Origin of the sequence: Sphingomonas sp. (genome assembly GCF_035910975.1) — a bacterium.
Lineage (GTDB): Bacteria > Pseudomonadota > Alphaproteobacteria > Sphingomonadales > Sphingomonadaceae > Sphingomonas.
Map to the genome: position 1 here is coordinate 287,083 of NZ_JAMHWM010000029.1, position 26,613 is coordinate 313,695.

The window sequence follows — 26,613 nt, forward strand, 5'->3', positions numbered from 1 at the left end:
CGGTTGCCTTTCCCGCGCGCCGAACGCATCGTGGCGCCCGCATGGATTTCATCGACCATCCGTCGCCGAACTTCGACGATCGGCTGCTGCCCATCTCGGCGATCGTGCTCCACTATACCGGGATGGAGAGCGGCCCCGCCGCGCTCGAGCGGCTGTGCGATCCCGCGGCCAAGGTATCCTCGCACTATCTCGTTTATGAGGACGGCACGATCTATCGCCTGATGCCTGAGGAAAAGCGCGCATGGCACGCCGGGCGCTCGCACTGGCGCGGGCTGACCGACCTCAACAGCGCCTCGGTGGGGATCGAGATCGTCAATCCCGGCCACGAATATAAATACACGCCCTATCCCGATGCGCAGATCGACGCGGTCGTCCGGCTGGTCGCTGGCATCAAGGACCGGTGGGAGATCACCCGCGGCAACGTCGTCGGCCATTCGGATATCGCCCCGGCGCGCAAGCGCGATCCGGGCGAACTGTTTCCCTGGGACCGTCTCGCGCGGCTGCGGCTCGCGCTGCCGCGACCGACGAAAGGACTGATCGACCCCCACTGGACCGAGGCGGGGTTCCTCCTCGCGCTCGAACGCTTCGGCTATGACGTGACCAATCCGATGGCGGCGATCGTCGCCTTCCAGCGGCGTTTCCGCCCCGAACTGGTCGATGGCGAGATCGATGCCGAATGCCGCATGATCTTGCTCGCGCTGCTGCTTCCCAAGCCGCAGGGCGACGACTGAGCTACCGGTGCGGCACCGCCCGCCGACGCGGAATTCACTTCCGCGGCGACCCCGGCCGGTCTAGAGTACCTCTCGCCAGAGGATCGGGCGGCCGCCGCTCACGCGAGTGAGGGGAGGAAAGTCCGGGCTCCACGGAAACGACGGTGGCGGGTAACGCCCGCCGGCCCCGGCGCAAGCCGGGGTCAGGGACAGTGCAACAGAGAGCAGACCGCCCGCTTCGCGCGGGTAAGGGTGAAAGGGTGCGGTAAGAGCGCACCGCGCGGCTGGTAACAGGCGCGGCACGGTAAACCCCACCGGGAGCAAGACCGAATAGGGACGGCATATGGGCTTCGTTTCCGGCCCCGTCGTCCGGGTTGGTTGCTGGAGGCGGCGCGCGAGCGTCGTCCTAGAGGAATGGTCGCCTATCCTTGTCGCGAGGCAAGGTGGACAGAACCCGGCTTACAGATCCTCTGGCGCTTCGCCGAGGCGGATAGCACAAGCTATCCGCCGGCGCGTGCAGCGGCACGGCGAAGCGCGGCCGGCGTCGCACAGCGAGGACGGACGGGCACGCGATTCACGCGCATGCCCGCGCCGGTTGCATTCCCCTCCAGTCCAACCCTCTGGAGATTGTCCGCGCCACCGCCTATGTGCCCGGCATGACGCGCGCCACTCGATCGGACAACTGGGGTTTCCCCCGCTGGGGCGGCTATGGTTCGGCGCGCGAGGCGGTGACGGTTCGGCTGTGCGACCGCCACGGCTGCGAGGAGCGTGGCGACTGCCCGGCGCCGAAATCGCCCAACAGCCCCGAACGCTGGTATTTCTGCCAGCCGCACGCCGCCGAGTATAATCGCGGCTGGGACTATTTCGAAGGCCTGAGCGCCGAGGACGCCGCCGAGCGCGAGGCGAACGAGCGGCGCGACGCGTCGGGCTTCACGCAGGCGCGGCATAACCAGTGGGCGGGGCCGGGCGACGGCAGCCGTTCGCGCGACGAGATGCGCGCGCTCGACGTCCTTGACCTCGAACCTGATGCCGATTTCGAGGCTGTCCGGACAGCATGGCGCCGGCTCGCCAAGGAAAGCCACCCTGACGTGAAGCCCGGCAACGCCGAGGCGGCGACGCGCTTTCAGGCGGTGCAGGCGGCCTATGACGTGCTGCGCGCGGCGGAGGAACGGCGCGAGTGGCGGCCGGACTGATCCGTACCGTCCCGTCGCGCTGGGACGGTACGATTCTGGTGTGCGGCAAATGTTCGAGGAAGGTCGGCGGTGGCTTCGGCGACAAGGGCAGGACGCCGCTCGCCAAGGCGCTGCGCAGGTTGCTCGAATTGAAGAAGGGCCGCAAGGCACGCGCGGGCGTCGTCGAGGTCAAGTGCCTGGGCCTGTGCCCGAAGGGCGCGGTGACGGTCGTCGACGCCGCGCGGCCCGACGAGTGGCGGATCATCCCCGCGGGCACCGATATCGTTGCGATCGCGAAGGAATTTGGCCTGGATTCAGCGGCCTGACGCGCTTGGCCGGTACGATCGCCTCGTTCCCCACCGACCGGGGCGTGTCGACGCCCGAACCGCTTTCCTGCGGGCGTCAGGCGTAGCGGGCGGCGGTATCGCGGATCAGCGCGATCATGTTGGGGATGCCCTGTGTCCGGTTCGACGTCAGGTGCTTCGACAGTTCGAAGCCGGCGAGCATCGCGGGGATGTCGCTCGCCAGAATGTCGGCGGGCGTGCGATCCTGCACCATCTCCAGCACCAGCGCGACCACGCCCTTGGTGATCGCCGAGGTGCCGTCGGCCTGGAAATGCAGCCGGCCACCCTGCACCTCGGGGTAGAGCCACACCTGCGACGAGCATCCCTTCACCTGGGTCGCCTCGGTCTTCAGCGCGGGCGCCATTTCCGGCAGCGCCTCACCCAGTTCGATCAGGAAGCGGATGCGGTCATCGAAATCCAGAAAAGCATATTCGTCGCGCAGGTCGTCGATACGGGCCATGGCGTGCCCGCTAGCGGTGGGACGGTCAGAGGTCCACCCCGGCGGCGATTGCTTCCAGCTTGCGGATGCGTTCCTTCAGGTCGGCGATCTCGATCCGCGCGCTGGCGTTGGGCGCCACCGGCAGGTCCTCGCCCGGCAGGCGGGCCGCCGAGAGCGCCTGGCTCTTGTACGCGAGCCACCCGCGCCAGCCGGTCAGCGTCGCCATCGTCACCATGCCCAGCCCGGCAAGGCCTGCCGACGCCATGGTGATGTAGAAATTGGGATCGGTCATCGTAACTTGCTCCCGTTTCAATCGCGCGGGCCGCGCAGCTTCTCGATCTCGCGATCGAGGCGCAGGCCGCCCTCGTTGTCGGTCACCACGCGCTCCAGCACCTGGATGCGATCGCGCAGGTCGGCGATCTCGCCCTTCAGCCGGTGGTTCTCGGCGGTGACGGCGGCGTCGTCGCGGACGTTGTACTCGTTGCCTTTCCAGTCCTTGCGGATCCCGAAGCGCGCCTTGAGGATCGATCCGATCGTCACGATCAGCACGATCCCGATCACCATCTCGATAGGGTTCATTGTCCTAGTCTCCCTCGAAACCCGATTGGCCTATTCGGCCGGCTGCATCTGCGCGTCGCGCAGGACGCGGCGGCGCGGGCGGTCGATCCGCTCGGAAACATAGCAGCCGACTCCGGCCACCGCCGCCATGACGATGCAAAATACCAACATTGTCGTATCCTTGTAGAGTGTCGTTCGGACGGAAAGTGCCGTCCTCACCCCTCGAATTTCAGTTCAGCGGCGCCGCGTCCCGGCGATCGTCACGCAGCCGTTCGATCTCGTCGGCGACGGCGATGCCCCGGTCGGTCACGATCCGCTCCAGCACCCGGACCCGCTGTTCCAGCCGTTCGGTGTGGGCGGCATATTGCGCCGCCTTTTCCGCCGTCTGCTGGGTGATGACCTCGGCCATCTTCTCCTTGTGCTTCAGCCAGCGCTTGAACATCTCGCCGCACACCCCGAAGATCACCGGGATGCCGACCACGATCATGAAGAACAGCAGGACGAAGGTCGATTTGAACATCTGTCAGCCCCCCTCAGTTCGGCTTAATGCGCAGCGCCTCGATCTCCTGATCCAAGCGATGGCCGCTGTCGGTGACGATACGCTCGACATTGGCAAGGCGATCCTTGATCGCGCCCAGTTCGGCGCGGAGCTGCCCGTTCTCCTGGGTGAGCAGCTTGACGCGCTCAGTCGTCTCGCTGTCGCGCTGCGGATAGAGCGCCTGGCCCCACTGTCCATCCAGCGGATAGCCGTTCTTGATCCGCATCCAGGTGGTGACGACCCAGCCGATCACGCCGATGGCGACGATCGTGACGATTAGCGGCGCGCCGTTGCTAAAGATGAATTCCAGCTTTTCCATCGTGTCTCTCGATTGCTCAGCGCAGCGATTCGATTTCGCGCGCGGTGCGGTGCGCCGGATCGATGGTGATGCGTTCCAGCACCGCCAGCCGTTCCTGCAACCGGTCCATCTGGCCGGCCTGGCGATCATTGTCGCCGGCCAGCAGCGAAATCTTGCGTTCGGCCTCGACCTGGGCGGCGTTCATCGCCTGCTTCACCTTGCGGCGGCCGTAGAACTGGATCAGCAGCGTCAGCGCCGATCCCATCATCAGGCCCAGGGTCAGCACGCCCATGAAATCCTCGGTATGCATTGTCCTGTCCCCTTGTCAGCGCAGCGCGTCGATTTCGCGGGCGGTCCGCTCGGCGGGATCGGTGGCGATGCGCTCCAGCACCGCGATCCGCTCCTCCAGCCGGCTGACCTGGCCCGTCAAACGCTCGTTCTCGTTGGTCAGCAGTTCGACCTTGCGTTGCTCGGCCAGTGCCTTCTTGTCCTGGCCGCCGCCCATGCCCAGCCAATCCTCGCTGGGTTCATAGCCGTGTCTGGCGCGGACCCAGTTGTTGATAACGAAGCCAACGGTGGCGATCGCGATGATCGCGAGCACGAAAGTCGGTCCACCCCAGTCCATCGTCCGTCTCCCCTTCCGGCGCCGCGCCTCAGCGCAGCGCCTCGATCTCGTCGGCCAGCCGCGTGTTGCGGCTGGTGTAGTGCGTCTCGATGTCGGCCAGGCGACGGTCGAGCTCGCGGAACTTGCTGCGCACCTCGGCGGTGGACCGCTTCGTATTGCTGCGCACGCCCTGCCAGAACTTCTGGTCGTCGGGCGTTTCATAGAGGCCGGTGGGCTTTTCCGGGGCGATCATGCCGGCGACGAAGTACACTGGGATCAGCGCCCCCATCGAGAAGCCGAGGACCAGTACGATCATCGCGATCCGGACCAGGGTGACGTCCAGCCCGGTATAGTCGGCGATCCCCGCGCAGATGCCCATGACCTTGCCATTGGCCTTGTCGCGGTAGAATTTGGTGCGGCTGGCGGACATCTCAGTTCCTCCGGGAAAGGTCGTAGTCGGGCAGCTGGCTCAGGCTCGACGGCGTCGGCGTCGGGGCGGAGAGCTGGCGGAAGTCGGGATTGTCGGCGGCGACGATGCGCTCGACGGTCTGCACGCGTTCCTCCATTCGCCGGGCGAAGTGATAGAGCTCGTCGAGCAGCTTCTCGTCCTCGTCGGTGATCTTGGGGGCCTGCTTCCACTTGGTGACATAATGGAGGAGCACCCACGGCAGCCCGACGACGATGCCCAGGATGCCGAGCCACATGATGAAATCGTCCATCGGATCAGCCTTCCTTGTTCAGGCGCGCCTTGAGCGCGGCGAGTTCGGCATCGACCCGGTCGCTGGAGCGCAGGTCCGCGATCTCGTCGTCGAGCGTGCGGATCGCGCCCAGCCCGGCGGCTTCGGCACGGCCCTCCGCCTCATCGACGCGGCGTTCGAGCACGTCGAAGCGTGACAGCGCGTCGGCGGTCTTCGGTCCGGCATACATGTCGCGCAGGCGGAAGCGGTTGTTGGCCGTCTCCAGCCGCGTCTCGACCGAATTCTGGCGGGCGCGCGCCTCGCTCAGCTTCTTCTGCAGCTTGGCGATATCGGTCTCCGACGCGCGCAGCGCATCGTCGAGCACCGAAATCTCGACGTTCAGCTGGTCGCACATGTCGGCGGCCTTCTGGCGCTCGACCAGCGCGGCCTTGGCCAGGTCCTCGCGGTCCTTCGACAGCGCCAGCTCGGCCTTCTCCGTCCAGCTCGCCTGCAAGCCTTCCAGCTTGATGATGTGGCGGCGCATTTCCTTCTGGTCGGCGATGGTGCGGGCGGCCGATGCGCGGACCTCGACCAGCGTGTCCTCCATCTCGGAGATGATCATGCGGACCATCTTCGCCGGGTCTTCGGCGCGATCGAGCAGGTCGGTCACATTGGCGGCGATGATGTCGCGGGTCCGGGAGAAGATACCCATCGAATACTCCTTCAGTCCAAAATCTTGCCGGGGCGGGGCGAGGGTTCCCGCCCCGGCGCGCCGTCCGCGGGGCTGCGGCTGGCGGTTGCGAACTGCATTGCAGGGGGCGTGCCAAAATCGAAAATAGCGGATTTCCGGCAGTTCAGCGGTTCAACCTGCCGTTCGCGACTTCACCGCTTGCTAACAATTGGCAGGATACGCCATGTGGCGGGATATGGCGGTGGAACGAACAACCCAGGTCGTCGGGCAATCGAGCGCGTTTCTCGATTCGCTCGAGCGTGCGAGCCGCGCGGCGGCGCTCGATCGTCCGGTTCTCGTGATCGGCGAACGCGGTACGGGCAAGGAATTGGTCGCGGAGCGTCTCCACCGCCTGAGTCCGCGGTGGGACCAGCCGCTGGTGACCTTGAACTGCGCCGCGCTGCCCGAGACGCTGATCGAAGCCGAACTGTTCGGCCACGAGGCGGGCGCCTTCACCGGCGCGACGAAGACGCGCGCGGGCCGGTTCGAGGAAGCCGATGGCGGCACGCTTTTCCTCGACGAACTCGGTACGCTCAGCATGGGCGCGCAGGAACGGCTGCTGCGCGCGGTCGAATATGGCGAGGTCACCCGGATCGGCTCGTCGCGCCCGATGCGGGTCGATGTGCGCATCGTCGCGGCGACCAACGAGCATCTGCCCGAGCGGGTGGAGAAGGGGAGTTTCCGCGCCGACCTGCTCGACCGGTTGAGTTTCGAGGTCATCACCCTGCCACCGCTGCGCGCCCGCGCCGGGGACGTGCTGGTCCTCGCCGATTTCTTCGGGCGCCGGATGGCGTCGGAGATCGAGCTGGACGGCTGGCCCGGCTTCGGCCCGCATGCGATCGACCAGCTGAGCGAATACAGCTGGCCCGGCAACGTCCGCGAACTGCGCAACGTGGTGGAGCGCGCGGTGTATCGCTGGGACCGACCGGGTACGATCGATCTGATCGAGATCGATCCCTTCGCCTCGCCGCACCGGCCCGGCGCCGTTCGCGCCAAGCCCGCGGAGCCACGCCCCGGCTCGAACGTGCCGACCGACGAGCCGGTCGTCGCATGCGAGGAAGGGCCATCGGACTTCAAGGCGCGGGTCGCCCGGTTCGAGCGCGAGCTGTTGTCGCGCTGTCTGGCCGAGCATCGCTTCAACCAGCGCCAGGCCGCCGCCGCTCTCGGCCTCAGCTATGACCAGTTGCGCCACGCGCTGCGCCGCCACGGGTTGCTCGGAGCCGCCTGATTGCCCATATCGCGCCCGAAACGACCGGGAGCCTTAGCCGCGCCCGAGCGTTCCCGCCTGCGAACCCGATATGGAGATGTCCCGATGGCCTTCGAACTTCCGCCGCTGCCCTACGCCTATGACGCGCTGGAGCCGACGATCGACAAGGAGACGATGACGCTCCACCACACCAAGCACCACAAGGCCTATACCGACAAGCTGAACGAGTTCGTCGATGCCGACGCCGGCCTGGCCGGCAAGTCGATCGAGGAGATCATGGCCAGCATGAAGGGCAAGCCCGCCGGCCTGCGCAACAACGGCGGCGGCTACTGGAACCATGATTTCTTCTGGCAGTCGATGACCGGCGACAAGAAGGAGGCGTCGGGCGCGCTGAAGGACGCGATCGAGGCCAAATGGGGTTCGGTCGATGCGATGAAGGAAAAGTTCAACGCGGCCGGCGTCGGCCAGTTCGGTTCGGGCTGGGTGTGGCTGATCGTCGGCGAGGACGGCGAACTGGCGATCACCTCGACGCCCAACCAGGACAATCCGTTGATGGACGTGGCCGAGGTGAAGGGCACGCCGATCCTTGGCAACGACGTGTGGGAGCACGCCTATTACATCACCTATCGCAACGTTCGCCCCGATTACCTGAAGGCGTGGTGGAACGTCGTCGACTGGGATGTCGCCGGCCAGCGCTTCGGCGCCGCCAGCAAGTAAGACGGAACGATCGCCGACAGACGGGGTCCGGGTGTCCGGGCCCCGTTTTTCGTCTTCGCTCCTACGCTTTGAGTGTCGTCAAATCACCTATTGCTCCGGCGGGATCGGCGGCGTTTCCCTGTCTTCGAGCAGCAGCCCGTGCTTCAGCAGCATCGGGATGTTGGCGAGCGCGAAGATGAAGGTCGCGGGCAGCACCGCCCACAGCTTGAACGCCGCCCAGCGGGTCAGGTCGTCGTCGGGGGACATCATCCGCCACGCGACCTCGTTCGCGACAGCCATTACCACGAAGAAGATCGCCCAGTTGATCGTCAGCCTGCGCCAGCCCAGATCGCTCAGGCCGGGATAGGCGCTTTCCAGCAGCAGCTTGAGGAGGGGGCGTCCGGTCGCGAGGCCGAAGCCGAGCACCGCCGCGAGCATCGCGTAGACGATCGTCGGCTTGACCTTGATGAAGGTGGTGTCGTGGAACCACAGGGTCAGCGCCCCGAACACCAGCACCAGCCCGCCCGACAACCACAGCATCGGCGAAACGCGGCCAAGCTTCCACCGCGACACGATCATCGCCACGGCGATCGCCACCATGAACGCGACCGTCGCGGTCAGCGCCTTCGCGATCTGCGGACCGGAGGCGAGCTGATTGACCGCGAAGAAGACGACAAGCGGCCCCGCATCGATCGCGAGACGAAGGCCGGTGGAGGGGGGCTTTTCAGGCACTAACAAATCCCGTTCGTGATGAGCTTGTCGAAGCACCGTCCTTCGTGCGGCAAGCGGTCAGCGTGTGTATCGCAAAACGGCCCTTCGGCCAGGGTCCCGTCGAAGTGCGACTTCGATGGGTGCCCGACCAGCTCGGGGCGAACGCTGGTATTCACAGCAACTCGTCCACCCCCGCGATCATCCGCCCGACTTCGTTGGCATCGAACGGGCGCAGGTCGTCGATCTTCTCGCCGACGCCGATCGCGTGGATCGGCAGGCCGTATCTCTCGGCCGCCGCGACCAGCACACCGCCGCGCGCCGTGCCGTCGAGCTTGGTCATCACCAGGCCGGTGACGCCCGCCACCTCCTTGAACACCTCGATCTGGCTGAGTGCGTTCTGTCCCGTCGTCGCGTCGAGCACGAGCACCACATCGTGCGGCGCCGCCGGGTTCAGGCGCCCGAGGACGCGGCGGATCTTGGCCAGCTCGTCCATCAGCTCGCGCTTGTTCTGGAGGCGGCCGGCGGTGTCGACGATCAGAACGTCGATGCCGGTCGCGGTCGCCTGTTTCACCGCCTCGTACACGATGCCGGCCGCGTCGCCGCCTTCCGCGCCGCTCACGATCGGAACGCCGATCCGCTCGGCCCAGGTGCGCAACTGGCCGATCGCTGCGGCGCGGAAGGTGTCGCCGGCGGCCAGCATCACGCCGTAATCCTGTTCAAGGAACAGGTTGGCGAGCTTGGCGATCGTCGTTGTCTTGCCGCTGCCGTTGACGCCGATGACGAGGATGACCTGCGGGCGCGGGAAGGCGTCCACTTCCAGCGGCTTGGCGACTGGCGCCAGCGCACGGGCGATCTCCTCGGCCACCACCACACGGATGCCGAGTTCTTCCATGTTGCGCTCATACTGGCCTTCCGACAGGCGCTGGCGCACGCGGCCGGCGGTCTGGGGGCCAAGATCCGACGCGATCAGTGCTTCCTCGATCTCGTCGAGCGTCGCATCGTCGAGCCGCGCCGCACCCAGGCCGGCGAGGTTGCCGGTCAGCCGGTCCGACGTCCGCTTGAAGCCGCCGAGCAGGCGCTGGTGCCAGGTTGGAGTGGTGCTCATGAAATCTGTCCGATAAGTTTCTGGCCGGTGGTATGGCCGATCGTAGCCAACACCACATCCCCCGCTCGGGCTGGGCTTATCGAAGCCTTGGCCTTGTCCTGCGGGGAAGAAGCGCAGCCCTTCGAAGAGCTCAGGGCGAACGGTGCGGGTGGCAGTCCGACTTCGGCGAAATTCTCCGCATGTCCCCGGTCGCCCGGCGCTTCGACCAGCACGCGCTGTTCGGTGCCGACCAGCGTCGCCAGCCACCGCGCGCGGTGCTCTTCCGCCGCCCCCCGCAACCGTGCTGCGCGGTCCTTCACCACCGGCGGCGGAACCTGCGGCATCCGCGACGCGGGCGTGCCGCTGCGGGGCGAATAGGGGAATATGTGCGCGTGGACGATGTCGCAATCGGCGATCAGTGCGAAGCTGTTGGCGAACATCGCCTCATCCTCGGTCGGGAAACCGGCGATGATATCCGCGCCAATCGCGATGCCGGGCCGCTTCGCCTTCAGCCGATTGACCAGCGCGACCGATTGCGCGCGGCTGTGCCGGCGCTTCATGCGCTTGAGGATCAGGTCGTCGCCGGCCTGGAGCGAGAGATGGACGTGCGGCATCACCCGCGCCTCGCCGGTCAGCAGGTCGAACAGCCGGTCGTCGATCTCGATCCCGTCGAGCGAGGACAGGCGCAGGCGGGGCAGGGTGGGAACCAGCTTCAGGATGCGCTCGACAAGATGGCCCAGGGTCGGTGCGCCGGGCAGGTCGTGGCCGTAGCTGGTCAGATCGACGCCGGTCAGCACCACTTCCCTGTGGCCGGCATCGACCAGCCCTGCGATCCGCTCCACCACCGCGCCGGCCGGAACCGACCGGCTGTTTCCGCGCCCGAACGGGATCGCACAGAAGGTGCAGCGGTGGTCGCAGCCGTTCTGCACCTCGACGAGCGCGCGGGCATGGCCGTCGAACCGGACGGGGGAGGGGAGTGTGGTGGCGCCCCAGCTGTCCGGCACCAACTTGGACGGATTGGCGACGACGCGGTCCACCTCGGCCATGCCTTCGAACGCGGCGGCATCGATCGTCGCCGCGCAGCCGGTGACGACCAGTTCGGCGCCGGGCCTCCTTTTGCGCGCGCGGCGGATCGCTGCGCGGGTGGCCTTGACGGCCTCGTTCGTCACGGCGCAACTGTTCACCACGACGACATCACGGTCGCCGAGAAGGCTGCGGATATTTTCGCTTTCGGCGATGTTGAGCCTGCAGCCGAGGGTTATAACCTCTGGCGCCAAGGGAGCGAGCATGACCGAGCATCTAGGTCCGGGAACGGGTGAAGTCCATGACGCAGCACGGCAGGTGCTCGACTTCTGGTTCGGGCTGACCACCGAACAGCAGTTCGCCAAGGATGACGCGATGGATCGCGAGATCGCCGAACGGTTCGGCGCGATGCGGCAGGACGTGTTAGACGCCGACGCGCTCGGGTGGCGCGGCGAGCCGGAGACGATCCTGGCCGCGATCATCCTGCTCGACCAGTTCAGCCGCAACATCTTTCGCGGTCAGGCCCGAGCGTTCGAGGCCGATCCGCTGGCGTTGTCGCTGACCCATGACGCAATCGACCGGCAATGGGACGGCGAACTGCCGCAGGAACGCGCGGTGTTCCTGTTAATGCCGCTGATGCACGCCGAACACGCCGACGCCCAGGCGCTGAGCGTCGCCAAGTTCGAGGCGCTGGGGCTGGAGGTGAACGCGAGATTTGCGCGCGATCACCGCGACGTGTTCGAACGTTTCGGGCGGTTTCCGGGGCGCAACACGGCGCTGGGCCGCGCCTCCACCCCGGAGGAAATCGAGTATCTCAGCCAGCCCGGCGCAGGCTGGTGACGATCGCTTCGGCCGGTTGATCGACGGGCGGAGCGCCGACCAGCAACTGGCGTTCGGCCAGCATCCGCCGGACCCCCGCTACGGACAGCGGCTTGCCGTAGTGCCAACCCTGTCCCTTGGAGATTCCGATTCGCGTCAGCCGCGCCTCGATATCGGCATCCTCGACGCCTTCGGCGGTAACCGGCAGGTTCAGGCTCTCGCCCAGCTTGGCGATCGCGCCGACGATCGCGGCCGAATCGGCGCTTTCGGTAAGCGAGGTGACGAAGCTCTTGTCGATCTTGATCCGGTCGAACGGCAGCGCGCGCAGGTGGGCGAGCGACGAATAGCCGGTACCGAAATCGTCGAGCGCCAGCCGCACACCCTGGTTCTTCAGGCTGCCGACGATCGACTGCGCGAGCGCCAGGTTGTCGAACAGCGCGGTCTCGGTGATCTCCACCTCGCAGCGCTGGGCGGGGAAGCCGGTTTCGGTCAGTACCTTGATGATCTTCTGCGCCAGCCAGGCATCACGCAGCTGCCACGGCGAGATGTTGATCGAGATGACGAGGGCGGGATCCCAGTCGCGCGCGGCGGTGAACGCCTGGCGCATGATCGACAGCGACAGGTCCGCGATCATGCCGGTTTCCTCGGCAATCGGGATGAACGCATCGGGGCCGACGAGGCCGCGCGTGGGATGCTCCCAGCGGGCCAGCACCTCGAAACCCGTCAGCCGTCGGGTGCCGAGTTCGACCTGCTGTTCGAAATAGGGCACGATCTCCTGCCGCGGGATGGCGGCACGCAGGCCGCTTTCCATCTCGTTACGCGACTGGAGTTCGCGCTCCATCGACTGGTCGAACCAGGCATGACGGTTCTTGCCCGATTTCTTGGCGGCATACATCGCGATGTCGGCCGAACGCATGAGGGTGTCGATGCCAGGGCAGTCAATGTCCGACCGCGCGATTCCGATCGAGGCCGAGATGTGGCAGCGGATGCCGTCGGCATCGAACGGCTGCGCCATGCGGCTGACCAGCCGGTCGGCAATACGCTCGACCGTCTCGGTGTTATGTGCGTCGAACAGGAAACCGCAGGCGAACTCGTCGCCGCCCAGCCGCGCGGTGACCGACACCGGCGGCATCGCCGCCTGGATCTCCGTTGCCACCACGCGCAGCAGAGCGTCGCCGACGGCGTGGCCGTGCATGTCGTTGACCGTCTTGAAATGATCGAGATCGAGCAGCAGCAGCGCCATCGCCTTGCCGCGCTGGCCGGCACGGGCGACCATCGCAGCGCCTTCTTCGGCCAGGCTGCGGCGGTTGAGGAAACCGGTCAGCGGATCGCGTGCCGCGAGCAACTGGGCCCGTTCCTCGGCCGCCGTGCGCTCACCGACTTCGCGCGCCAGCGCCTCGTGCCGTCGCCAGCCGAACAGGATCAGCGCGACGTTGAGCAGAAGGGCGACGATCAACGGCTGGTCGACCGGATCGCCGCCCTGCAGCCAGGCCTTGAGCGTCGTCGCCAGCACGGAGCTGCCGATGCCGACGAACAGAAGGATCGCGGAGATGCTGATCGCGCCGGTCACCAGGTCGCTACTCGACCGCCGCCGCGGTCTTTCCTCAAATGAGCTTATCATCCGCCGTTCCACCCGATCTCGCCGACTGGAGACACTGGCGTGGATCCGGTGTAGATCGCGTTAAAGCGTGGATGGCTTGCCTTTTCGGGCCTTCCCGATTAGGGACCCCATCGATCGTGCCCGTTCGGGTATGTGACGCATCTGCCGCTTCGTCCGCATCGACGGAGAAGCGACGCCGGCCGACGAGGTTTCGTCCGCCGGCGTTTTTCGCGTTACGTGCCCGGGGCGAGTTGGAGAAGCCATGTGTTTGAGAGCCTGAGCGACCGTCTGGGAGGCGTGTTCGACCGCCTGCGCGGTCGTGGCGCGCTCACCGAAGCAGATGTGCGCGCCGCGATGCGCGAGGTGCGGGTCGCACTGCTCGAAGCCGACGTGGCGCTGCCCGTTGCGCGCCAGTTCGTCGAGCAGGTGACCGAGAAGGCCGTCGGCCAGAATGTGCTGCGCTCGGTCACTCCGGGGCAGCAGGTCGTCAAGATCGTCAATGACGCGCTGGTCGAGATGCTGGGCTCCGACAATGTCGGTCTCGATATCGACGTGACGGCGCCGGCGGTCATCATGCTGGTCGGCCTCCAGGGCTCGGGCAAGACGACGACGACGGCGAAGCTCGCCAAGCTGCTCAAGGGCCGCGAACGCAAGAAGGTGATGATGGCGTCGCTCGACGTCAATCGCCCCGCCGCGCAGGAACAGCTGGCGGTACTTGGCACCCAGACCGATGTCGCGACGCTGCCGATCGTCACGGGTCAGCAACCGGTGGATATCGCTCGGCGCGCGCTCCAGTCGGCGAAGCTGCAGGGCTTCGACGTGCTGATGCTGGACACCGCGGGCCGCCTGCACGTCGATCAGGCGCTGATGGACGAGATGAAGGCGGTTGCCGACATCGCGACCCCCAATGAAATCCTGCTCGTCGTCGACTCGTTGACCGGTCAGGACGCGGTCAATGTCGCGACCAGCTTTTCCGAACAGGTCCCGCTGACCGGCGTCATCCTGACCCGCATGGACGGCGATGCGCGCGGTGGTGCCGCGCTGTCGATGCGCGCCGTCACCGGCAAGCCGATCAAGTTCGCCGGCATGGGCGAGAAACTCGACGCGATCGAGCCGTTCCATCCCGGCCGCGTCGCCGGCCGTATCCTGGGCATGGGCGACGTCGTGTCGCTGGTCGAAAAGGCCGCGCAGTCGATCGAGGCCGAAGACGCCGAGCGGATGGCGGCGAAGCTCGCCAAGGGCCAGTTCGACATGAACGATCTGCGCGCGCAACTCGCCCAGATGCGCCGGATGGGCGGGATCGGCGCGCTGGCGGGCATGATCCCCGGCATGAAGAAGGCGCAGGCGGCGATGGCATCCGGCGCGGTCGACGAAAAGATCCTGCTGCGCATGGACGCGATGATCACCTCGATGACGGCGAAGGAGCGGGCCAAGCCCGAACTCATCAATGCCAAGCGCAAGATTCGTGTGGCGAAAGGCAGCGGCGTGACCGTGCAGGACGTCAACAAGCTGCTCAAGATGCACCTCGAAATGTCCACCGCCATGAAGCGGATCAAGAAGATGGGCGGCCTCAAGGGCATGATGGCGATGCTGGGCAAGGGCGGCATGGGCGGCCTGGGCAACGCCCTGGGCGGCCAGCAGATGGGCGACATGATGGGCAAGCTCGACGGGCCCGCCGGTCTGCCGGGCCTCGGCGGACCCGATGGCATGAAACTGCCGCCCGGCTTCGAGAACCTTATCAAGAAGAAGTGATGCCCCTGTCCGTCGCTCCCGTGAACGCGGGGGCATCAGGCGGCAAGGGCGGAATTATTGGCAAGATACCCCGGTGTTCGCCGGGGTGACGATCAGAGAAGGAAGAATATCATGGCAGTCAGCATTCGCCTGTCGCGCGGCGGCAGCAAGAAGCGTCCCTATTACCGCATCGTCGTCGCCGACGCGCGGTCGTCGCGGGACGGCAAGTTCATCGAGAAGATCGGCACCTACAACCCGCTGCTCGCCAAGGATGACGACAAGCGCGTCGTGCTCGACGGCGACCGCGCGAAGCATTGGCTGAGCGTCGGCGCGCAGCCGACCGATCGCGTCGCCCGCTTCCTCGACGCCGCCGGCGTGCGTGAGCGCGCGGCGCGCAGCAACCCCAACAAGGGCAAGCCCGGCGAAAAGGCCACCGAACGCGCCGAGGAGCGCGCCGAGAAGGTGAAGGCCGCCGAGGAAGCCGCTGCCGAGGCCGCTGCCGCTCCGGCGCCGGCGCCGGAGCCTGAAGTCGCCGCCGAAGAGGTCGCCGAGAACCAGGCCGAAGCCGTTGAAGTCGCTGCCGAGGCGGTCGAGGAAACGACCGTTGACGCCACCAGCGAGGGCGAGTCGGCGATCGCCCCGGCCGAGGGCGCCGAGGAAGAAGCCAAGGCCTGATGACCGATCGTCCCGTCACGCTGGCCGTCGTAACCGGCGCGCATGGCGTGGCGGGCGAGGTACGGTTGAAGCTGTTCGCCGACGATCTGTCGGCACACCGCAGCTTCAATGGCGGCACGCTCACCGCGAAGACGGTCCGCATTACCCCGCAAGGCGCGATCGCGCGCTTTGCGGAGGTGGCTGACCGTACCGCCGCCGAAGCCCTGCGCGGCACCGAACTGACGGTGTCGCGCGATGCGCTGCCACCGCTGGGCGAGGGCGAATATTATCACGCGGACCTGCTCGGCCTCACCGCTCAGGCAGAGGACGGCACGCCGATCGGAACCGTCGTGTCGGTCGATAATTTCGGCGCCAGCGACGTGATCGAGATCGAACGGCTCGACGGCAACCGGTTCATGGTCCCGATGACCGAACAGGCGGTGCCGCGCTGGGGCGACGGCACGCTGACGGTGGCCGACGGCTGGCATGGATGATTCGGGACGACCTTTCCGGGACTGAGGCTCGCGTGGCCCAGGCGATGGGCGAGTTTGGTTGCCTTCCGGTCGCGGAAATCACCCGTGACACCGCGATGGCGCAGGATGCCTATATCGACGGCATCGACGTGGATGATTTCGTCGGCGTGCTGCACGACGAGTTTGGCGAGGTCATTCGCGACATCCCTTGGTTGTCCTTTTCCGATCAGAGAGCCTCGTTTCGGGGATGCGCGGTTGCCCTTCTCCCGTTCTGGTTGATCGCCCGCGTGTTTGTCCGGCCGAGCGGAGAGAGCATTCTCGCGCGTCCGGGCGAGGTCGCCTATCCGCGTTTGACAGTCGGGCATATCGCCCAGGTCATCGACCAGGGATATTGGACCCAGCCCGAAGATATGGCGCCTTATCCACGAACACCGTTCACAGCCTGATCTGCGCCCGCTCCGTCAGGTGGTTGCGCACCGTCGTCGCGCGGCGACGCTGGGCCGCGCCGATGATAACGCGATCGTCCCTGTCGTTACGTTCAGGGCACGAACGGCGCGGCGGTTCCGCTTGGCGCCGCGGCGGGGCAGCGGTATCGCCCGTGCAGCATGAAGAGGAGGCGCGGTGATGAGGCGGATGGCTTTGGCTCTGTTGGCGGCGTCGGTCGCCCCGTTTCCGCTCCACGCGCAGACCGCGCCAGCGCCGGTCACGGTGGCCGATGTGGCGACGCTGGCGCCCGCGCTCGACACCATGTTCGAAGCGTGGATGCGGGACAATCACGTACCGGGCCTAGTCTATGGCATCGTCCGCGACGGTCGGCTGGAGCATGTGAAGGGCTTCGGCACGCAGGACCAGGTGGGGAAGCGCGAAGTGACCGCCGACAGCCGGTTCCGCATCGCCTCCATGTCCAAGGCCTTTACGGCGCTTGCCATCCTGAAGCTGCGTGATGCCGGCAAGCTGTCGCTCGATGCGGCAGCGGAAACCTATCTCCCCGAACTGCGCGGCTGGAAATATCCGACCACCGACAGCCCGAAGATCACGGTGCGTGACCTGATCCATCACAACGCCGGCTTCGTCGAGGACAATCCGTGGGGCGACCGCCAGCAGGCGATCAGCGAGGCCGATTTCACGCGGATGCTGCGCGACGGCGTGCCGTTCGCCAACGCGCCGGGCGTGACGATGGAATATTCGAACCTGGGCTATGCCGCGCTGGGGCGGATCGTGTCGAACGTCTCGGGCGTGTCATACCAGCGCTACATCGCGCACGAGATCTTCGCGCCGCTGGGGATGACCGCGACGGGCTATGACGTGATGGCGTCGCCGCAGGCGCAGCGGGCACTCGGCTATCGCTGGCAGGATGGCGGCTGGGTGCGCGAACCCGAGATGGCCGACGGCGCGTTCGGCGCGATGGGCGGCATGGAGACGACGGCGAACGATTATGCGCGCTGGTTGTCGTTCCTGCTGTCCGCCTGGCCGGCACGCGACGGCTCGGATACGGGCCCGGTCAAGCGGGCGACCGTGCGCGAGATCGTCGAGGGCGCGGGATTCGCGGTGGGAACGATGCGATCCGCCGCGGTCGGGGCGCCCTGCCGACAGGCCAATGGCTATGGCATGGGCTGGCGGGTGCTTGATGATTGCGATGTGGGCCGGATCGTCACGCACGGCGGCGGCTATCCCGGTTATGGATCGACCGTGATGCTGCTGCCCGACGCAGGGGTGGGGGTGTTCGCCTTTGCCAGCCGCACCTATGCGGGGCCGGCGCAACCTGCTCTACGGGCCTTGCTTGCCCTCAAGGAGGCGGGCCTTGCGTCCAGGCGGTCGCTGCCGGTCTCTACAGGCCTTGCGGCCGCTTATGATGCGGCGAAAGCGGCGTGGACGACAGGCGATCCGGCGAAGGCCCCGCTCGCGGTCAACGTCGCGCTGGACCGCGATCTTGCGCGACGAAAGGCCGAACTGACCGACCTGACGGCCAAGGTAGGCGCCTGCGCCATGTCCGAAGCGATCCGCCCGATCTCTGCGATGGAAGGCACCTTCGAATGGACGTGCGAGAAGGGCCGCATCCTTGGCCGCGTCCAGCGCGCGCCGACGCCGACGCTGAGCCTGCAGGTGCTGAACTTCGGGTCGCCGGATTGACCGCATGACCTTCGCAGCGACCATCCTGACGCTCTATCCCGAAATGTTTCCCGGTCCGCTCGGCGTGTCGCTGGCCGGGCGAGCTCTGCGTGAGGGGAAATGGTCGCTCGCGACAACGCAGATCCGCGATTTCGCGGTCGACCGGCATCGCACGGTCGATGATACGCCGGCGGGCGGCGGGGCGGGGATGGTGCTGCGCGCGGATGTGCTCGCGGCGGCGATCGACAGCGTGTCGGATGACGTGCCGGTGCTGGCAATGAGCCCGCGCGGCCGCCCGTTGGCGCAGGCGCGCGTTCGCGAACTCGCCGCCGGCCCCGGCGTCGCGATAATGTGCGGCAGGTTCGAGGGCTTCGACGAGCGGATATTCGAGGGGCGCAACGTCGAACCGGTCTCGATCGGCGACTATATCCTGTCGGGTGGAGAGATGGGCGCGTTCGTCCTGCTCGACGCTTGCATTCGGCTGCTTCCCGGCGTAATGGGCGCCGCTTCAAGTGGGGATGACGAGAGCTTCGAAAGCGGCCTCCTCGAATATCCGCATTATACCCGACCGGTGGAATGGGAGGGGCGCACGATTCCCGAAGTGCTGCGATCGGGGAATCATGCGGCGGTGGCGGCCTGGCGCAAGACGCGGGCCGAGACCGATACACGGCTAAGGAGGCCGGACCTTTGGGAGCGCCATATCGGCGCTCGGGCCCGACCTCCCTCTGGCGCGCGGCAACCGTCAGAGGACGACAAGACGTGAACATCATCCAGACGCTCGAAGCCGAGCAGATCGCCAAGTTCAACGAAGCCAAGAAGATCCCCGAATTCCGTCCGGGCGACACCGTCCGCGTCGGCGTGAAGGTGGTCGAGGGCGAGCGCACCCGCGTCCAGGCCTATGAAGGCGTCTGCATCGCCCGCGCCAGCAAGGGCATGGGCTCGAACTTCACCGTCCGCAAGATTTCGTTCGGCGAGGGCGTCGAGCGCGTCTTCCCGCTCTATTCGCCGAACATCGATTCGATCACCGTCGTCCGCAAGGGCGCGGTGCGTCGCGCCAAGCTCTATTATCTGCGCGGTCGTACCGGCAAGTCGGCACGTATCGCCGAGCGCCGCGACACCCGCGAGACGAAGACCGCGGCCGAATAAGCCTTCGGACCACCGTTTCGAAACGATCGAGAGGCCGTCCCGTCAGGGGCGGCCTTTTTCGTTGCGCGACGCCAAGGCCGTGTTAGCGTCGGCGCATACTCCGGGGGGAACCCGCCGATGTCCGACGCCGCCACCGTCATGACGACCGCGACCGAACCCGATGGCGCGCCGCGCGTCGCCAGCCTCGATATCCTGCGCGGGATCGCGATCCTGGGCATCCTGTTCATGAACATCAACGCGATGGGCGGCGCCATCCTGATAGGGTGGGAGGATATCTGGCGCTACGGCCACAGCCGCGCGGACGAGGTCGCGTTCTTCCTGCGCAACACGCTGGCTGACGGCACGGCGCGCTGCATGCTGGAAATGCTGTTCGGCGTCGGAATGGTCATCCTCACCGACCGCGCCGCCAAAGGCGTCGAGGCTTTAGGCGAGGCGACGCGGGCAAGGCGCGTGGTCCGCTGGCTGTTCGGGCCGTGGACGGTGATGAAAAGCTACTACTGGCGCAATTTCGTGCTGTTCCTGTTCGGTATTGTCCACGTCTTCATCCTGCTGTGGCCGGGCGACATCCTGCACACCTATGGCATCGCGGCAATGATCGCGTTCCTGTTTCGTCGATGCGGACCGAAGCTGTTGCTGGGACTGGGCCTGACGGCGGCCATTCTCCAGTTAGTCGGTGGCGGGATCGGCTATGTCACCGCGACCCAGACGCACGCCCAGGTTGCCGCGATCGAGGCGAAGCAGCAGGCCGGCGGTACCGTCACGGCGGCTGATCGCAAGACGCTCGCCGAGTTTGCCGAGAGCAACGCGGCGCAGGCCGGGGACGATGCCGATTACGCCGCTCGCATGACTGCGGAGGACAAGGCGCGCGGCGCCACCGCCGGCTTCTCGAGCTGGGCGGCGATGCAGTGGGAAATGTTTCTGTGGCTCGAGAGCCTGTTCCTGGAACCATTGTGGATCTGGGAAGCAGCGGCGACGATGCTGGTTGGTGCCGCACTGTTCAAATGGGGTGTGATCCAGGGCGCGCGATCGACGCGGTTCTACCTGTGGCTGATGCTCGGCTGCTACGCCTTCGGGCTCGGCACACGGTCGGTCGGTGCGCTGGAGGAGATCGCCGGCCATGACGGCCCGTCGATCACCTGGGCGACGATGGAATTCGCAAGGCTTGCGGTGACGCTCGGCCATATCGCCGTCGTCCATCTGCTGCTGCGGACCACCGCGGGTCTGCGCCTGCTGAAGCCTTTCGAAGCCGCCGGGCGTACCGCGTTGACGCTGTACATCCTCCAGACGATCATCTGCCTGTGGATTATCTATCCCCCGTTCGGTTTCGGCCTTTACGGCAAACAGGGGTGGATGGCGTGGATGCTGACCGCGGCAGCGATCAACGCGCTGTTGCTGTGGGGTGCCAACTGGTACGTCGGACGCTATCGTATCGCCCCGGTCGAATGGGCATGGCGCTCGATCATCGCGGGGCGGCGGCTGGCGTTCAGCAAGGCCGGGCGGCCATCCGCTGGAGGCGCGACGCCGATGCCGGCATGATGCCGGAGCAAGCCCGTCCGTTTCACACGCTGCGGGGTGCGCGGTCACGGGGATGGACCAGATAAGGCCAGGAGAGCGTGCACATGACGATTATCGTCCATCATCTGGAGAATTCACGGTCTCAGCGGGTTCTATGGCTGCTCGAGGAACTTGGCCTTCCCTATGAGGTGAAGCGGTACGAGCGGAACCCGGCGACGATGCTCGCGCCACGGGAACTGCGCGCCGTCCATCCGCTCGGCAAGTCGCCGGTGATCGAGGACGAGGGGCGGGTGATCGCCGAGACGGGGGCAATCGTCGAATATCTGGTCGAGAAGGCCGATGGGCGCCTGGGTCCTTCGGCGCATCGCGACATCATGCTGCGCTACCGGCACTTCCTCCATTATGCGGAAGGGTCGCTGATGCCGCCCTTGCTCGTGCTGCTCGTGCTCGGGCGGATTCCCTTCCTGGGCAAGCGCGCCGCCAAGCGCATCAAGCCGATGGTCGATGTTCACCTCGACTGGATCGAGCGCGAACTGGCGGGCCGGCCGTGGTTCGCCGGGGACGAGATGACCGCCGCCGACGTGATGATGAGCTTCCCGCTGGAGGCTGCCCGCAGCCGCGCGGGGCTGGGTCCCAGCCGTCCGGCGACGATCGCCTGGCTCGACAAGGTCCACGCGCGCCCGGCGTATCGCAAGGCGCTGGAGGTCGGCGGCCCCTACGCCTACGCCTGACGCGCGGCCGGCGTCAGGACTCGCCGATCTTCTGGAAGCTGTCGACCGGGTCGGCGGGGCCGTCGCCGGACGGGGCTTTCGGCACATTGATCTCCGGCGATTCGACAGGGTCGAGCCGGCCGCCCTCCCACTTGGCAATGACCGTCGCCGCCACCGCGTTGCCGACGACGTTGGTCGCCGAGCGGCCCATGTCGAGGAAATGGTCGATCGCCAGGATCAGCAGCAGCCCCGCCTCCGGAATGTCGAAGAAGGCGAGGGTGCCGGCGATCACCACCAGGCTGGCACGCGGTACGCCGGCGATCCCCTTCGACGTGATCATCAGGATCAGCAGCATGGTGATCATGTGGCCGACCGTCATGTCGATGCCGTAAGCCTGCGCGATGAACATCGTCGCGAAGGTCATGTACATCATCGACCCGTCGAGGTTGAACGAATAGCCGAGCGGCAGGACGAAGCTGGCGATGCGCGGCGGCACGCCGAACTTGTCGAGTGCCTCCAGCGTGCGCGGATAGGCGGCTTCCGACGACGCGGTGGTGAATGCGAGCAGCAGCGGATCGCGGATGTAGCGGACCAGCAGGCCCGTGCGGCTGCCGACGATCAGGAAGGCGATGCCGATCAGCACCGCCCACAGGATGCCGAGACCGATGTAGAAGGTCAGCATGAAATAGCCGAGGCTTCCCAGGATCTGGGGTCCGCGCTCCGCCAGGGTCGCCGCAACAGCCGCGAACACCGCGAACGGGGCGAAGCGCATGACGTAGTTGGTGACGGTCAGCATCACCTGCACCAGCGCTTCGATACCGCGCACCAGCGGCGCGGCCTTCTCGCCCACCGCGGTGATCGCCACGCCGATGAAGATCGAGAACACGACGATCTGCAGGATCTCGTTTTTCGCCATCGCCTCGACGCCGGAGGCGGGGAAGATGTGGCTGACGAAGGTCTTGAAATCGAACGCAGCGCGATCGACCCCGCTGGCCGCGTCGGCCGGCGGGATCGGGATGTTGAGCCCGACGCCCGGCTGGAAGATGTTGACCAGGATCAGGCCGAGCGTGAGCGAGATCAGGCTGGCGCCGATGAACCACAGGATCGATCGCAGCCCCACGCGCCCCAGTGCGGCGGTGTCGCCCATGTGCGCGATGCCGACCACCAGTGTGGAAAACACCAGCGGCGCGATAATCATCTTGATGAGCCGCAGGAACACCGTCGTCACGACCGACAGATAATAGGACACCGTCTTCAGGGTCTCGGTTCCCGCGCCACCGCCATCGTCATAGATCGCGTTCAGCGCCAGGCCGGTGATGATACCGAGCACCAGCGCGGCGATGATCCAGTAAGTCAGACGCTTGGCCATGCGGGCTCCATCGGAAAGGTCAGCGCGCAAGGGAAGGGGATTGCGGGCGCGTGGTCAAGCGCCGTATCGTTTCGGGCATGATCGTCAACCGTCGCATGATGTTGGGAGCCATAACCGCAGGGCCTATGCTGCTGCGGCCGGGGTTGCTTCGCGCGGCTGAGACGGACCTTTCGTCGCTGCGCAACATCACCGTCGGCGTCGCGCCGATCGCCGCCGCCGAACGCGCCGCAAGGGTGGCCCGTGCGCAGGCGCTGATGCGCGCGAACGGCATCGGCGCGGTGCTGATCGAGCCGGGATCGAGCCTGATCTACTTCACCGGGGTACGCTGGAGCCGCAGCGAACGGCTGACCGCCGCGGTGCTGCCGATCGAGGGACCGGCGCTGGTCGTCACCCCGTTCTTCGAGGAACCCTCCGTCCGCGAATCACTGGGCATCGAAGCCGATGTGCGGGTTTGGCAGGAGGATGAGGACCCGCTGAAGCTGGTCGCGGGCTTCCTGAAGGAGCGCCGGTTGGCGACGCGCCCGATCGGTATCGAGGAAACGGTGCGCTTCTTCGCGGTCGACGGGCTGCGGCGCGTCATGCCGGCCGTGAAGCTGGTGTCGGCCAACCCTGTGGTGCGCGGATGCCGGATGGTGAAAACGTCGACCGAGATCGCGCTGATGCAGGCGGCGACAGACGTGACGATCGCCGCCTATCGCTTCACCGTGCCGCGCGTCGAGGTGGGCATGACCGGCGCCGAGATCGGCGCGATGATGAGCGCGGTGACGCGGGCGCTGGGCGGGAGCCCGGAATTCTCGATGGCGCTGGTCGACGAGGCGTCGGCGCTGCCCCATGGCACCCGCAAGCCGCAGGTGGTGAAGGCCGGATCTGTCGTGCTGATGGACTGCGGCTGCACGGTGCAGGGGTATCAGGCCGATGTGTCGCGCACCTTCGTGGTCGGTACGCCCTTGGCCGAGGTGCGCCGGGTATGGGACGACGTCCGCGCCGGACAGGCGACCGCCTTCGCCGCCGCCCGGCTTGGCGCGCCGGCGGGCAGCGTCGATGACGCGGTCCGTGCGAGCTACGAGGCGAAGGGCTATGGCCCGCGCTATCGCCTGCCAGGCCTGTCGCACCGCACCGGTCACGGCATCGGCATGGACGGGCACGAACCGGTCAACCTCGTGCACGGCGAGAGCACCCGCCTCGCACCCGGCATGTGCTTTTCAAACGAGCCCGGTCTCTACCTGCCCGGTAAATTCGGCGTGCGGCTGGAGGATTGCTTCCACATGACGGCGAGCGGGCCGAAATGGTTCAGCACGCCGCCGGATTCCATCGACCGGCCGGTGTAGGCGTTCACCCCGCCGCCACGAACGAATCCATCACGCGCTTGCGGCCCGCCGTCTCGAATTCGATCTCCAGCTTGTTGCCCTCGATCTCGACGATTTCGCCGTAGCCGAACTTCTGGTGGAACACGCGCTGGCCCAGCGACAGGTCATCGCGGCCCTTGTTGCCCATGCTGACGGCGCTGCGGGTGGCTTCCTTCACGCGGGCGGGTTCGCGGCTGAAGGTGCGGCTGGTGTAGCCGCCGCCGGGGTTCTTGACGTCGACTGCGGCGTTGACGCCCGCGGCGCGTTGCCAGCCGGGGCCGCGCCCGGTGCCGCGCGCGACGTTGGCGAAGGGATCGGCCCGCTCGCTCCAATTGGCCTGCCATAGCGAGGCGCCGCCGGACATCGTCGTCTCCTCCTCGATATGCGCCTTCGGCAACTCCCCGACGAAGCGCGACGGGATGCTCGAATTCCACTGGCCATAGATGCGGCGGTTGGCGGCGTGGAGGATCACCGCGCGGCGGCGGGCACGGGTGATCGCGACATAGGCGAGGCGGCGCTCCTCCTCCAGGCTCGCGAGACCTCCCTCGTCGAGCGACCGCTGCGAGGGGAACAGCCCTTCCTCCCACCCGGCGAGGAACACGGTATCGAATTCCAGGCCCTTGGCGGCATGGATCGTCATGATCGTCACCTGCGGCCCGCGCGCGCCGCCTTCGTTCTCCATCACGAGGCTGACATGTTCGAGGAACGCGCCGAGGCTGTCATATTCCTCCATCGCGCGGACGAGTTCGGTGAGATTTTCGAGACGCCCGGCGGCCTCGGCCGAGCGATCAGCCTGGAGCATCGCGGTATAGCCGCTGTCGTCGAGCAATTGCCGGGCGAGTTCGGCGTGAGGCAGGTCCTCTGCCTTGATGCGCCAGCTGGCGAAATCGGCGACGAGGCGGCCGAGCGACTTGCGGGCCGCGCCGGTCAGCTCATCGGTGTCGAGGATGCGGGCGGCGGCTTCGGATAGCGGCACGCCGAGTGCGCGCGAAAGCTGATGGAGCTTCGCCACCGCCTTGTCGCCCAGGCCACGCTTGGGCACGTTGACGATGCGTTCGAACGCGAGGTCGTCGGCCGGCTGGGCGACGACGCGCAGATAGGCGAGCGCGTCGCGGATTTCGGCGCGTTCATAGAAGCGGAAGCCGCCGACGATGCGGTAGTTGAGCCCGATCGCGATGAAGCGGTCCTCGAACTCACGAGTCTGGTGCTGGGCGCGGACGAGGATGGCGATGTCGTCGAGGCTTTTCCCTGCGATCTGGCAGGACTCGATCTCTTGCCCGACGCGGCGCGCCTCCTCCGGTCCGTCCCAGACGCCGATCACCTTCACCTTCTCGCCACCGTCGAGTTCGGTCCACAAGGTCTTGCCCAGGCGGCCGCCGTTGTTGGCGATCACGCCCGACGCGGCGCCGAGGATGTGCGGGGTGGAGCGGTAATTCTGTTCGAGGCGAATCACTTTCGCGCCGGGAAAGTCGCGCTCGAACTTCAGGATGTTTTCCACCTGTGCGCCACGCCACGAATAGATCGACTGGTCGTCGTCGCCGACACAGGCGATGTTGCGGCGTTCCTGCGCCAGCAACCGCAGCCACAGATACTGGACGCTGTTGGTGTCCTGATACTCATCGACCATGATGTAGCGAAAGCGGTTCTGATAGTGTTCCAGCACGTCGCGGTGCGTCTTCAGGATCACCAGCGTGTGGAGCAGCAGGTCGCCGAAATCGCAGGCGTTGAGCTGCTTCAGCCGATCCTGATAGGCCTGATACAGCTGTTGTCCCTTGCCATTGGCGTAGAGCTCGCTTTCGCCGGCATCGAGCCGCGCTGGGATCAGCCCCTTGTTCTTCCACGAATCGATGAAGCCGCCCAGGCTTCGCGCGGGGAAGCGCTTCTCGTCGATCCCGGCGTCGGCGATCAGGGTTTTCAGCAGGCGCAGCTGGTCGTCGGTGTCGAGGATGGTGAAGTTCGATTTCAGCCCGACCAGCTCGGCATGGCGACGCAGCATCTTCGCGCCGATTGCATGGAAGGTGCCGAGCCAGGGCATCCCCTCCACCATGTCGCCAACGAGGCGAGCGACGCGCTCGCGCATCTCGCGCGCGGCCTTGTTGGTGAAGGTGACCGACAGGATCTCGGACGGGTACGCCTTGCGCGTGTGGAGCAGATGCGCGAGCCGCGCGGTGAGCGCCGCAGTCTTGCCGGTGCCCGCTCCAGCCAGCACCAGCACCGGGCCTTCGGTCGTCAGCACCGCCTCCCGCTGCGGCGCGTTGAGGCCGCGAAGATAGGGCGGATCGTCGGTTTGGGCTGGCGCGGTCATCGGCGAACAGGTAGGGAACGCTGGGCGGCGAGGCAAGCCGCGCGA

32 protein-coding genes and 1 other RNA gene are annotated in these 26,613 nt (G+C 66.7%); 17 read left to right on the top strand and 16 right to left on the bottom strand.

Going from position 1 to position 26,613, the window contains the following annotated elements:
* Positions 1-41: 41 nt before the first annotated feature.
* The 4 genes from VYI76_RS07755 to VYI76_RS07770 all read left to right on the top strand — a co-directional run bounded on the left by VYI76_RS07755 (position 42) and on the right by VYI76_RS07770 (position 2,208).
* Positions 42-731, top strand: coding sequence for an N-acetylmuramoyl-L-alanine amidase (locus VYI76_RS07755; protein ID WP_326524192.1), 690 nt, complete (start codon positions 42-44; stop codon positions 729-731).
* A 75-nt stretch (positions 732-806) separates the two neighbouring features.
* Positions 807-1,188, top strand: an RNA gene (gene rnpB, locus VYI76_RS07760) — RNase P RNA component class A.
* 178 nt (positions 1,189-1,366) lie between these two features.
* The gene (locus tag VYI76_RS07765) at positions 1,367-1,903 is read left to right on the top strand and encodes a J domain-containing protein (protein ID WP_326524193.1); all 537 of its coding nucleotides are present in this window, start codon (positions 1,367-1,369) and stop codon (positions 1,901-1,903) included.
* On the top strand, positions 1,888-2,208 hold the full coding sequence (locus VYI76_RS07770) for a (2Fe-2S) ferredoxin domain-containing protein (protein ID WP_326524194.1): 321 nt from the start codon (positions 1,888-1,890) through the stop codon (positions 2,206-2,208). Before VYI76_RS07765 ends, VYI76_RS07770 begins: the two co-directional genes overlap by 16 nt.
* Before the next feature lie 76 nt (positions 2,209-2,284).
* On the opposite strand, the gene VYI76_RS07775 is transcribed toward VYI76_RS07770, so the two are convergent.
* The 10 genes from VYI76_RS07775 to pspA form a co-directional block, all read right to left on the bottom strand.
* On the bottom strand, positions 2,285-2,686 hold the full coding sequence (locus VYI76_RS07775) for a SufE family protein (protein ID WP_326524195.1): 402 nt from the start codon (positions 2,684-2,686) through the stop codon (positions 2,285-2,287).
* 25 nt (positions 2,687-2,711) lie between these two features.
* Positions 2,712-2,957, bottom strand: a complete 246-nt coding sequence (locus tag VYI76_RS07780; protein WP_326524196.1) for a hypothetical protein — start codon at positions 2,955-2,957, stop codon at positions 2,712-2,714.
* A 17-nt stretch (positions 2,958-2,974) separates the two neighbouring features.
* Positions 2,975-3,244, bottom strand: a complete 270-nt coding sequence (locus VYI76_RS07785; RefSeq protein WP_326524197.1) for a hypothetical protein — start codon at positions 3,242-3,244, stop codon at positions 2,975-2,977.
* Positions 3,245-3,452: 208 nt separating this feature from the next.
* A complete protein-coding gene (locus tag VYI76_RS07790; protein WP_443018917.1) occupies positions 3,453-3,743 on the bottom strand; it encodes a hypothetical protein in 291 nt (96 codons plus the stop codon).
* A 13-nt stretch (positions 3,744-3,756) separates the two neighbouring features.
* Positions 3,757-4,080, bottom strand: coding sequence for a hypothetical protein (locus VYI76_RS07795; RefSeq protein WP_326524198.1), 324 nt, complete (start codon positions 4,078-4,080; stop codon positions 3,757-3,759).
* A 16-nt stretch (positions 4,081-4,096) separates the two neighbouring features.
* The gene (locus tag VYI76_RS07800) at positions 4,097-4,369 is read right to left on the bottom strand and encodes a hypothetical protein (RefSeq protein ID WP_326524199.1); all 273 of its coding nucleotides are present in this window, start codon (positions 4,367-4,369) and stop codon (positions 4,097-4,099) included.
* 15 nt (positions 4,370-4,384) lie between these two features.
* Complete coding sequence (locus VYI76_RS07805; RefSeq protein WP_326524200.1) at positions 4,385-4,684, bottom strand: hypothetical protein; 300 nt, start codon at positions 4,682-4,684, stop codon at positions 4,385-4,387.
* Positions 4,685-4,712: 28 nt separating this feature from the next.
* Positions 4,713-5,093: an envelope stress response membrane protein PspC gene (gene pspC, locus VYI76_RS07810; RefSeq protein ID WP_326524201.1), complete on the bottom strand. Its 381-nt coding sequence runs from the start codon at positions 5,091-5,093 to the stop codon at positions 4,713-4,715.
* Position 5,094: 1 nt separating this feature from the next.
* A complete protein-coding gene (gene pspB, locus VYI76_RS07815; RefSeq protein WP_326524202.1) occupies positions 5,095-5,382 on the bottom strand; it encodes an envelope stress response membrane protein PspB in 288 nt (95 codons plus the stop codon).
* 4 nt (positions 5,383-5,386) lie between these two features.
* A complete protein-coding gene (gene pspA, locus VYI76_RS07820) occupies positions 5,387-6,052 on the bottom strand; it encodes a phage shock protein PspA (RefSeq protein ID WP_326524203.1) in 666 nt (221 codons plus the stop codon).
* 220 nt (positions 6,053-6,272) lie between these two features.
* On the opposite strand from pspA, the gene pspF reads away from it, so the two are divergent.
* Both pspF and VYI76_RS07830 read left to right on the top strand, forming a co-directional pair.
* On the top strand, positions 6,273-7,298 hold the full coding sequence (gene pspF / locus VYI76_RS07825) for a phage shock protein operon transcriptional activator (RefSeq protein WP_326525060.1): 1,026 nt from the start codon (positions 6,273-6,275) through the stop codon (positions 7,296-7,298).
* 84 nt (positions 7,299-7,382) lie between these two features.
* Positions 7,383-7,994: a superoxide dismutase gene (locus VYI76_RS07830; RefSeq protein WP_326524204.1), complete on the top strand. Its 612-nt coding sequence runs from the start codon at positions 7,383-7,385 to the stop codon at positions 7,992-7,994.
* Between the two features lie 87 nt (positions 7,995-8,081).
* Here the strand turns inward: VYI76_RS07830 and VYI76_RS07835 are convergent, their stop codons facing one another.
* From VYI76_RS07835 to mtaB, 3 genes are all read right to left on the bottom strand, one after another.
* Positions 8,082-8,705, bottom strand: coding sequence for an inner membrane-spanning protein YciB (locus VYI76_RS07835; RefSeq protein ID WP_326524205.1), 624 nt, complete (start codon positions 8,703-8,705; stop codon positions 8,082-8,084).
* A 151-nt stretch (positions 8,706-8,856) separates the two neighbouring features.
* Positions 8,857-9,789, bottom strand: coding sequence for a signal recognition particle-docking protein FtsY (gene ftsY / locus VYI76_RS07840; protein ID WP_326524206.1), 933 nt, complete (start codon positions 9,787-9,789; stop codon positions 8,857-8,859).
* Entirely contained in the window at positions 9,786-11,057 is a 1,272-nt protein-coding gene (gene mtaB / locus VYI76_RS07845) for a tRNA (N(6)-L-threonylcarbamoyladenosine(37)-C(2))-methylthiotransferase MtaB (RefSeq protein WP_326524207.1), read from the bottom strand. Before mtaB ends, ftsY begins: the two co-directional genes overlap by 4 nt.
* Here mtaB and VYI76_RS07850 point away from each other — a divergent pair.
* Positions 11,056-11,631, top strand: coding sequence for a DUF924 family protein (locus VYI76_RS07850; protein WP_326524208.1), 576 nt, complete (start codon positions 11,056-11,058; stop codon positions 11,629-11,631). The two genes, mtaB and VYI76_RS07850, sit on opposite strands and share 2 nt — an antisense overlap.
* On the opposite strand, the gene VYI76_RS07855 is transcribed toward VYI76_RS07850, so the two are convergent.
* Positions 11,606-13,231: a putative bifunctional diguanylate cyclase/phosphodiesterase gene (locus VYI76_RS07855; RefSeq protein WP_326524209.1), complete on the bottom strand. Its 1,626-nt coding sequence runs from the start codon at positions 13,229-13,231 to the stop codon at positions 11,606-11,608. The two genes, VYI76_RS07850 and VYI76_RS07855, sit on opposite strands and share 26 nt — an antisense overlap.
* A gap of 243 nt (positions 13,232-13,474) precedes the next feature.
* Between VYI76_RS07855 and ffh the strand changes: the two genes are divergently transcribed.
* The 9 genes from ffh to VYI76_RS07900 all read left to right on the top strand — a co-directional run bounded on the left by ffh (position 13,475) and on the right by VYI76_RS07900 (position 21,569).
* Complete coding sequence (gene ffh, locus VYI76_RS07860; protein ID WP_326524210.1) at positions 13,475-14,962, top strand: signal recognition particle protein; 1,488 nt, start codon at positions 13,475-13,477, stop codon at positions 14,960-14,962.
* A 111-nt stretch (positions 14,963-15,073) separates the two neighbouring features.
* Positions 15,074-15,616, top strand: a complete 543-nt coding sequence (gene rpsP, locus VYI76_RS07865) for a 30S ribosomal protein S16 (protein WP_326524211.1) — start codon at positions 15,074-15,076, stop codon at positions 15,614-15,616.
* Entirely contained in the window at positions 15,616-16,089 is a 474-nt protein-coding gene (gene rimM, locus VYI76_RS07870) for a ribosome maturation factor RimM (protein WP_326524212.1), read from the top strand. The genes rpsP and rimM overlap by 1 nt, the downstream gene beginning before the upstream one ends.
* Complete coding sequence (locus tag VYI76_RS07875) at positions 16,086-16,514, top strand: hypothetical protein (protein WP_326524213.1); 429 nt, start codon at positions 16,086-16,088, stop codon at positions 16,512-16,514. Before rimM ends, VYI76_RS07875 begins: the two co-directional genes overlap by 4 nt.
* Before the next feature lie 178 nt (positions 16,515-16,692).
* The gene (locus VYI76_RS07880; RefSeq protein ID WP_326524214.1) at positions 16,693-18,198 is read left to right on the top strand and encodes a serine hydrolase domain-containing protein; all 1,506 of its coding nucleotides are present in this window, start codon (positions 16,693-16,695) and stop codon (positions 18,196-18,198) included.
* A 4-nt stretch (positions 18,199-18,202) separates the two neighbouring features.
* Positions 18,203-18,940 carry a tRNA (guanosine(37)-N1)-methyltransferase TrmD gene (gene trmD, locus VYI76_RS07885; RefSeq protein ID WP_326524215.1) on the top strand — a complete coding sequence of 246 codons (738 nt, stop codon included), beginning with the start codon at positions 18,203-18,205 and terminating at the stop codon, positions 18,938-18,940.
* Entirely contained in the window at positions 18,937-19,323 is a 387-nt protein-coding gene (rplS, locus tag VYI76_RS07890; protein WP_326524216.1) for a 50S ribosomal protein L19, read from the top strand. Before trmD ends, rplS begins: the two co-directional genes overlap by 4 nt.
* Before the next feature lie 117 nt (positions 19,324-19,440).
* Positions 19,441-20,859, top strand: a complete 1,419-nt coding sequence (locus tag VYI76_RS07895; protein WP_326524217.1) for a DUF418 domain-containing protein — start codon at positions 19,441-19,443, stop codon at positions 20,857-20,859.
* A gap of 83 nt (positions 20,860-20,942) precedes the next feature.
* Positions 20,943-21,569: a glutathione S-transferase family protein gene (locus VYI76_RS07900; protein WP_326524218.1), complete on the top strand. Its 627-nt coding sequence runs from the start codon at positions 20,943-20,945 to the stop codon at positions 21,567-21,569.
* A gap of 13 nt (positions 21,570-21,582) precedes the next feature.
* Here VYI76_RS07900 and VYI76_RS07905 read toward each other — a convergent pair whose 3' ends face one another.
* On the bottom strand, positions 21,583-22,917 hold the full coding sequence (locus VYI76_RS07905) for a dicarboxylate/amino acid:cation symporter (RefSeq protein WP_326524219.1): 1,335 nt from the start codon (positions 22,915-22,917) through the stop codon (positions 21,583-21,585).
* A 125-nt stretch (positions 22,918-23,042) separates the two neighbouring features.
* Between VYI76_RS07905 and VYI76_RS07910 the strand changes: the two genes are divergently transcribed.
* On the top strand, positions 23,043-24,245 hold the full coding sequence (locus VYI76_RS07910; protein WP_326524220.1) for a M24 family metallopeptidase: 1,203 nt from the start codon (positions 23,043-23,045) through the stop codon (positions 24,243-24,245).
* 4 nt (positions 24,246-24,249) lie between these two features.
* On the opposite strand, the gene VYI76_RS07915 is transcribed toward VYI76_RS07910, so the two are convergent.
* Positions 24,250-26,568, bottom strand: coding sequence for an ATP-dependent helicase (locus VYI76_RS07915; RefSeq protein WP_326524221.1), 2,319 nt, complete (start codon positions 26,566-26,568; stop codon positions 24,250-24,252).
* Between the last annotated feature and the right edge of the window lie 45 nt (positions 26,569-26,613).

Bases quoted from the DNA above. Each gene is read 5' to 3' on its own strand.
- VYI76_RS07755 (WP_326524192.1), top strand. From the start codon at position 42: ATGGATTTCATCGACCATCCGTCGCCGAACTTCGACGATCGGCTGCTG.
- VYI76_RS07765 (WP_326524193.1), top strand. From the start codon at position 1,367: ATGACGCGCGCCACTCGATCGGACAACTGGGGTTTCCCCCGCTGGGGC.
- VYI76_RS07775 (WP_326524195.1), bottom strand. From the start codon at position 2,686: ATGGCCCGTATCGACGACCTGCGCGACGAATATGCTTTTCTGGATTTC.
- VYI76_RS07780 (WP_326524196.1), bottom strand. From the start codon at position 2,957: ATGACCGATCCCAATTTCTACATCACCATGGCGTCGGCAGGCCTTGCC.
- VYI76_RS07785 (WP_326524197.1), bottom strand. From the start codon at position 3,244: ATGAACCCTATCGAGATGGTGATCGGGATCGTGCTGATCGTGACGATC.
- VYI76_RS07790 (WP_443018917.1), bottom strand. From the start codon at position 3,743: ATGTTCAAATCGACCTTCGTCCTGCTGTTCTTCATGATCGTGGTCGGC.
- VYI76_RS07795 (WP_326524198.1), bottom strand. From the start codon at position 4,080: ATGGAAAAGCTGGAATTCATCTTTAGCAACGGCGCGCCGCTAATCGTC.
- VYI76_RS07800 (WP_326524199.1), bottom strand. From the start codon at position 4,369: ATGCATACCGAGGATTTCATGGGCGTGCTGACCCTGGGCCTGATGATG.
- VYI76_RS07805 (WP_326524200.1), bottom strand. From the start codon at position 4,684: ATGGACTGGGGTGGACCGACTTTCGTGCTCGCGATCATCGCGATCGCC.
- pspC (WP_326524201.1), bottom strand. From the start codon at position 5,093: ATGTCCGCCAGCCGCACCAAATTCTACCGCGACAAGGCCAATGGCAAG.
- pspB (WP_326524202.1), bottom strand. From the start codon at position 5,382: ATGGACGATTTCATCATGTGGCTCGGCATCCTGGGCATCGTCGTCGGG.
- pspA (WP_326524203.1), bottom strand. From the start codon at position 6,052: ATGGGTATCTTCTCCCGGACCCGCGACATCATCGCCGCCAATGTGACC.
- VYI76_RS07830 (WP_326524204.1), top strand. From the start codon at position 7,383: ATGGCCTTCGAACTTCCGCCGCTGCCCTACGCCTATGACGCGCTGGAG.
- ftsY (WP_326524206.1), bottom strand. From the start codon at position 9,789: ATGAGCACCACTCCAACCTGGCACCAGCGCCTGCTCGGCGGCTTCAAG.
- VYI76_RS07850 (WP_326524208.1), top strand. From the start codon at position 11,056: ATGACCGAGCATCTAGGTCCGGGAACGGGTGAAGTCCATGACGCAGCA.
- mtaB (WP_326524207.1), bottom strand. From the start codon at position 11,057: ATGCTCGCTCCCTTGGCGCCAGAGGTTATAACCCTCGGCTGCAGGCTC.
- VYI76_RS07855 (WP_326524209.1), bottom strand. From the start codon at position 13,231: ATGATAAGCTCATTTGAGGAAAGACCGCGGCGGCGGTCGAGTAGCGAC.
- rpsP (WP_326524211.1), top strand. From the start codon at position 15,074: ATGGCAGTCAGCATTCGCCTGTCGCGCGGCGGCAGCAAGAAGCGTCCC.
- rimM (WP_326524212.1), top strand. From the start codon at position 15,616: ATGACCGATCGTCCCGTCACGCTGGCCGTCGTAACCGGCGCGCATGGC.
- VYI76_RS07875 (WP_326524213.1), top strand. From the start codon at position 16,086: ATGATTCGGGACGACCTTTCCGGGACTGAGGCTCGCGTGGCCCAGGCG.
- VYI76_RS07880 (WP_326524214.1), top strand. From the start codon at position 16,693: ATGAGGCGGATGGCTTTGGCTCTGTTGGCGGCGTCGGTCGCCCCGTTT.
- trmD (WP_326524215.1), top strand. From the start codon at position 18,203: ATGACCTTCGCAGCGACCATCCTGACGCTCTATCCCGAAATGTTTCCC.
- VYI76_RS07895 (WP_326524217.1), top strand. From the start codon at position 19,441: ATGTCCGACGCCGCCACCGTCATGACGACCGCGACCGAACCCGATGGC.
- VYI76_RS07900 (WP_326524218.1), top strand. From the start codon at position 20,943: ATGACGATTATCGTCCATCATCTGGAGAATTCACGGTCTCAGCGGGTT.
- VYI76_RS07905 (WP_326524219.1), bottom strand. From the start codon at position 22,917: ATGGCCAAGCGTCTGACTTACTGGATCATCGCCGCGCTGGTGCTCGGT.
- VYI76_RS07910 (WP_326524220.1), top strand. From the start codon at position 23,043: ATGCTGCTGCGGCCGGGGTTGCTTCGCGCGGCTGAGACGGACCTTTCG.
- VYI76_RS07915 (WP_326524221.1), bottom strand. From the start codon at position 26,568: ATGACCGCGCCAGCCCAAACCGACGATCCGCCCTATCTTCGCGGCCTC.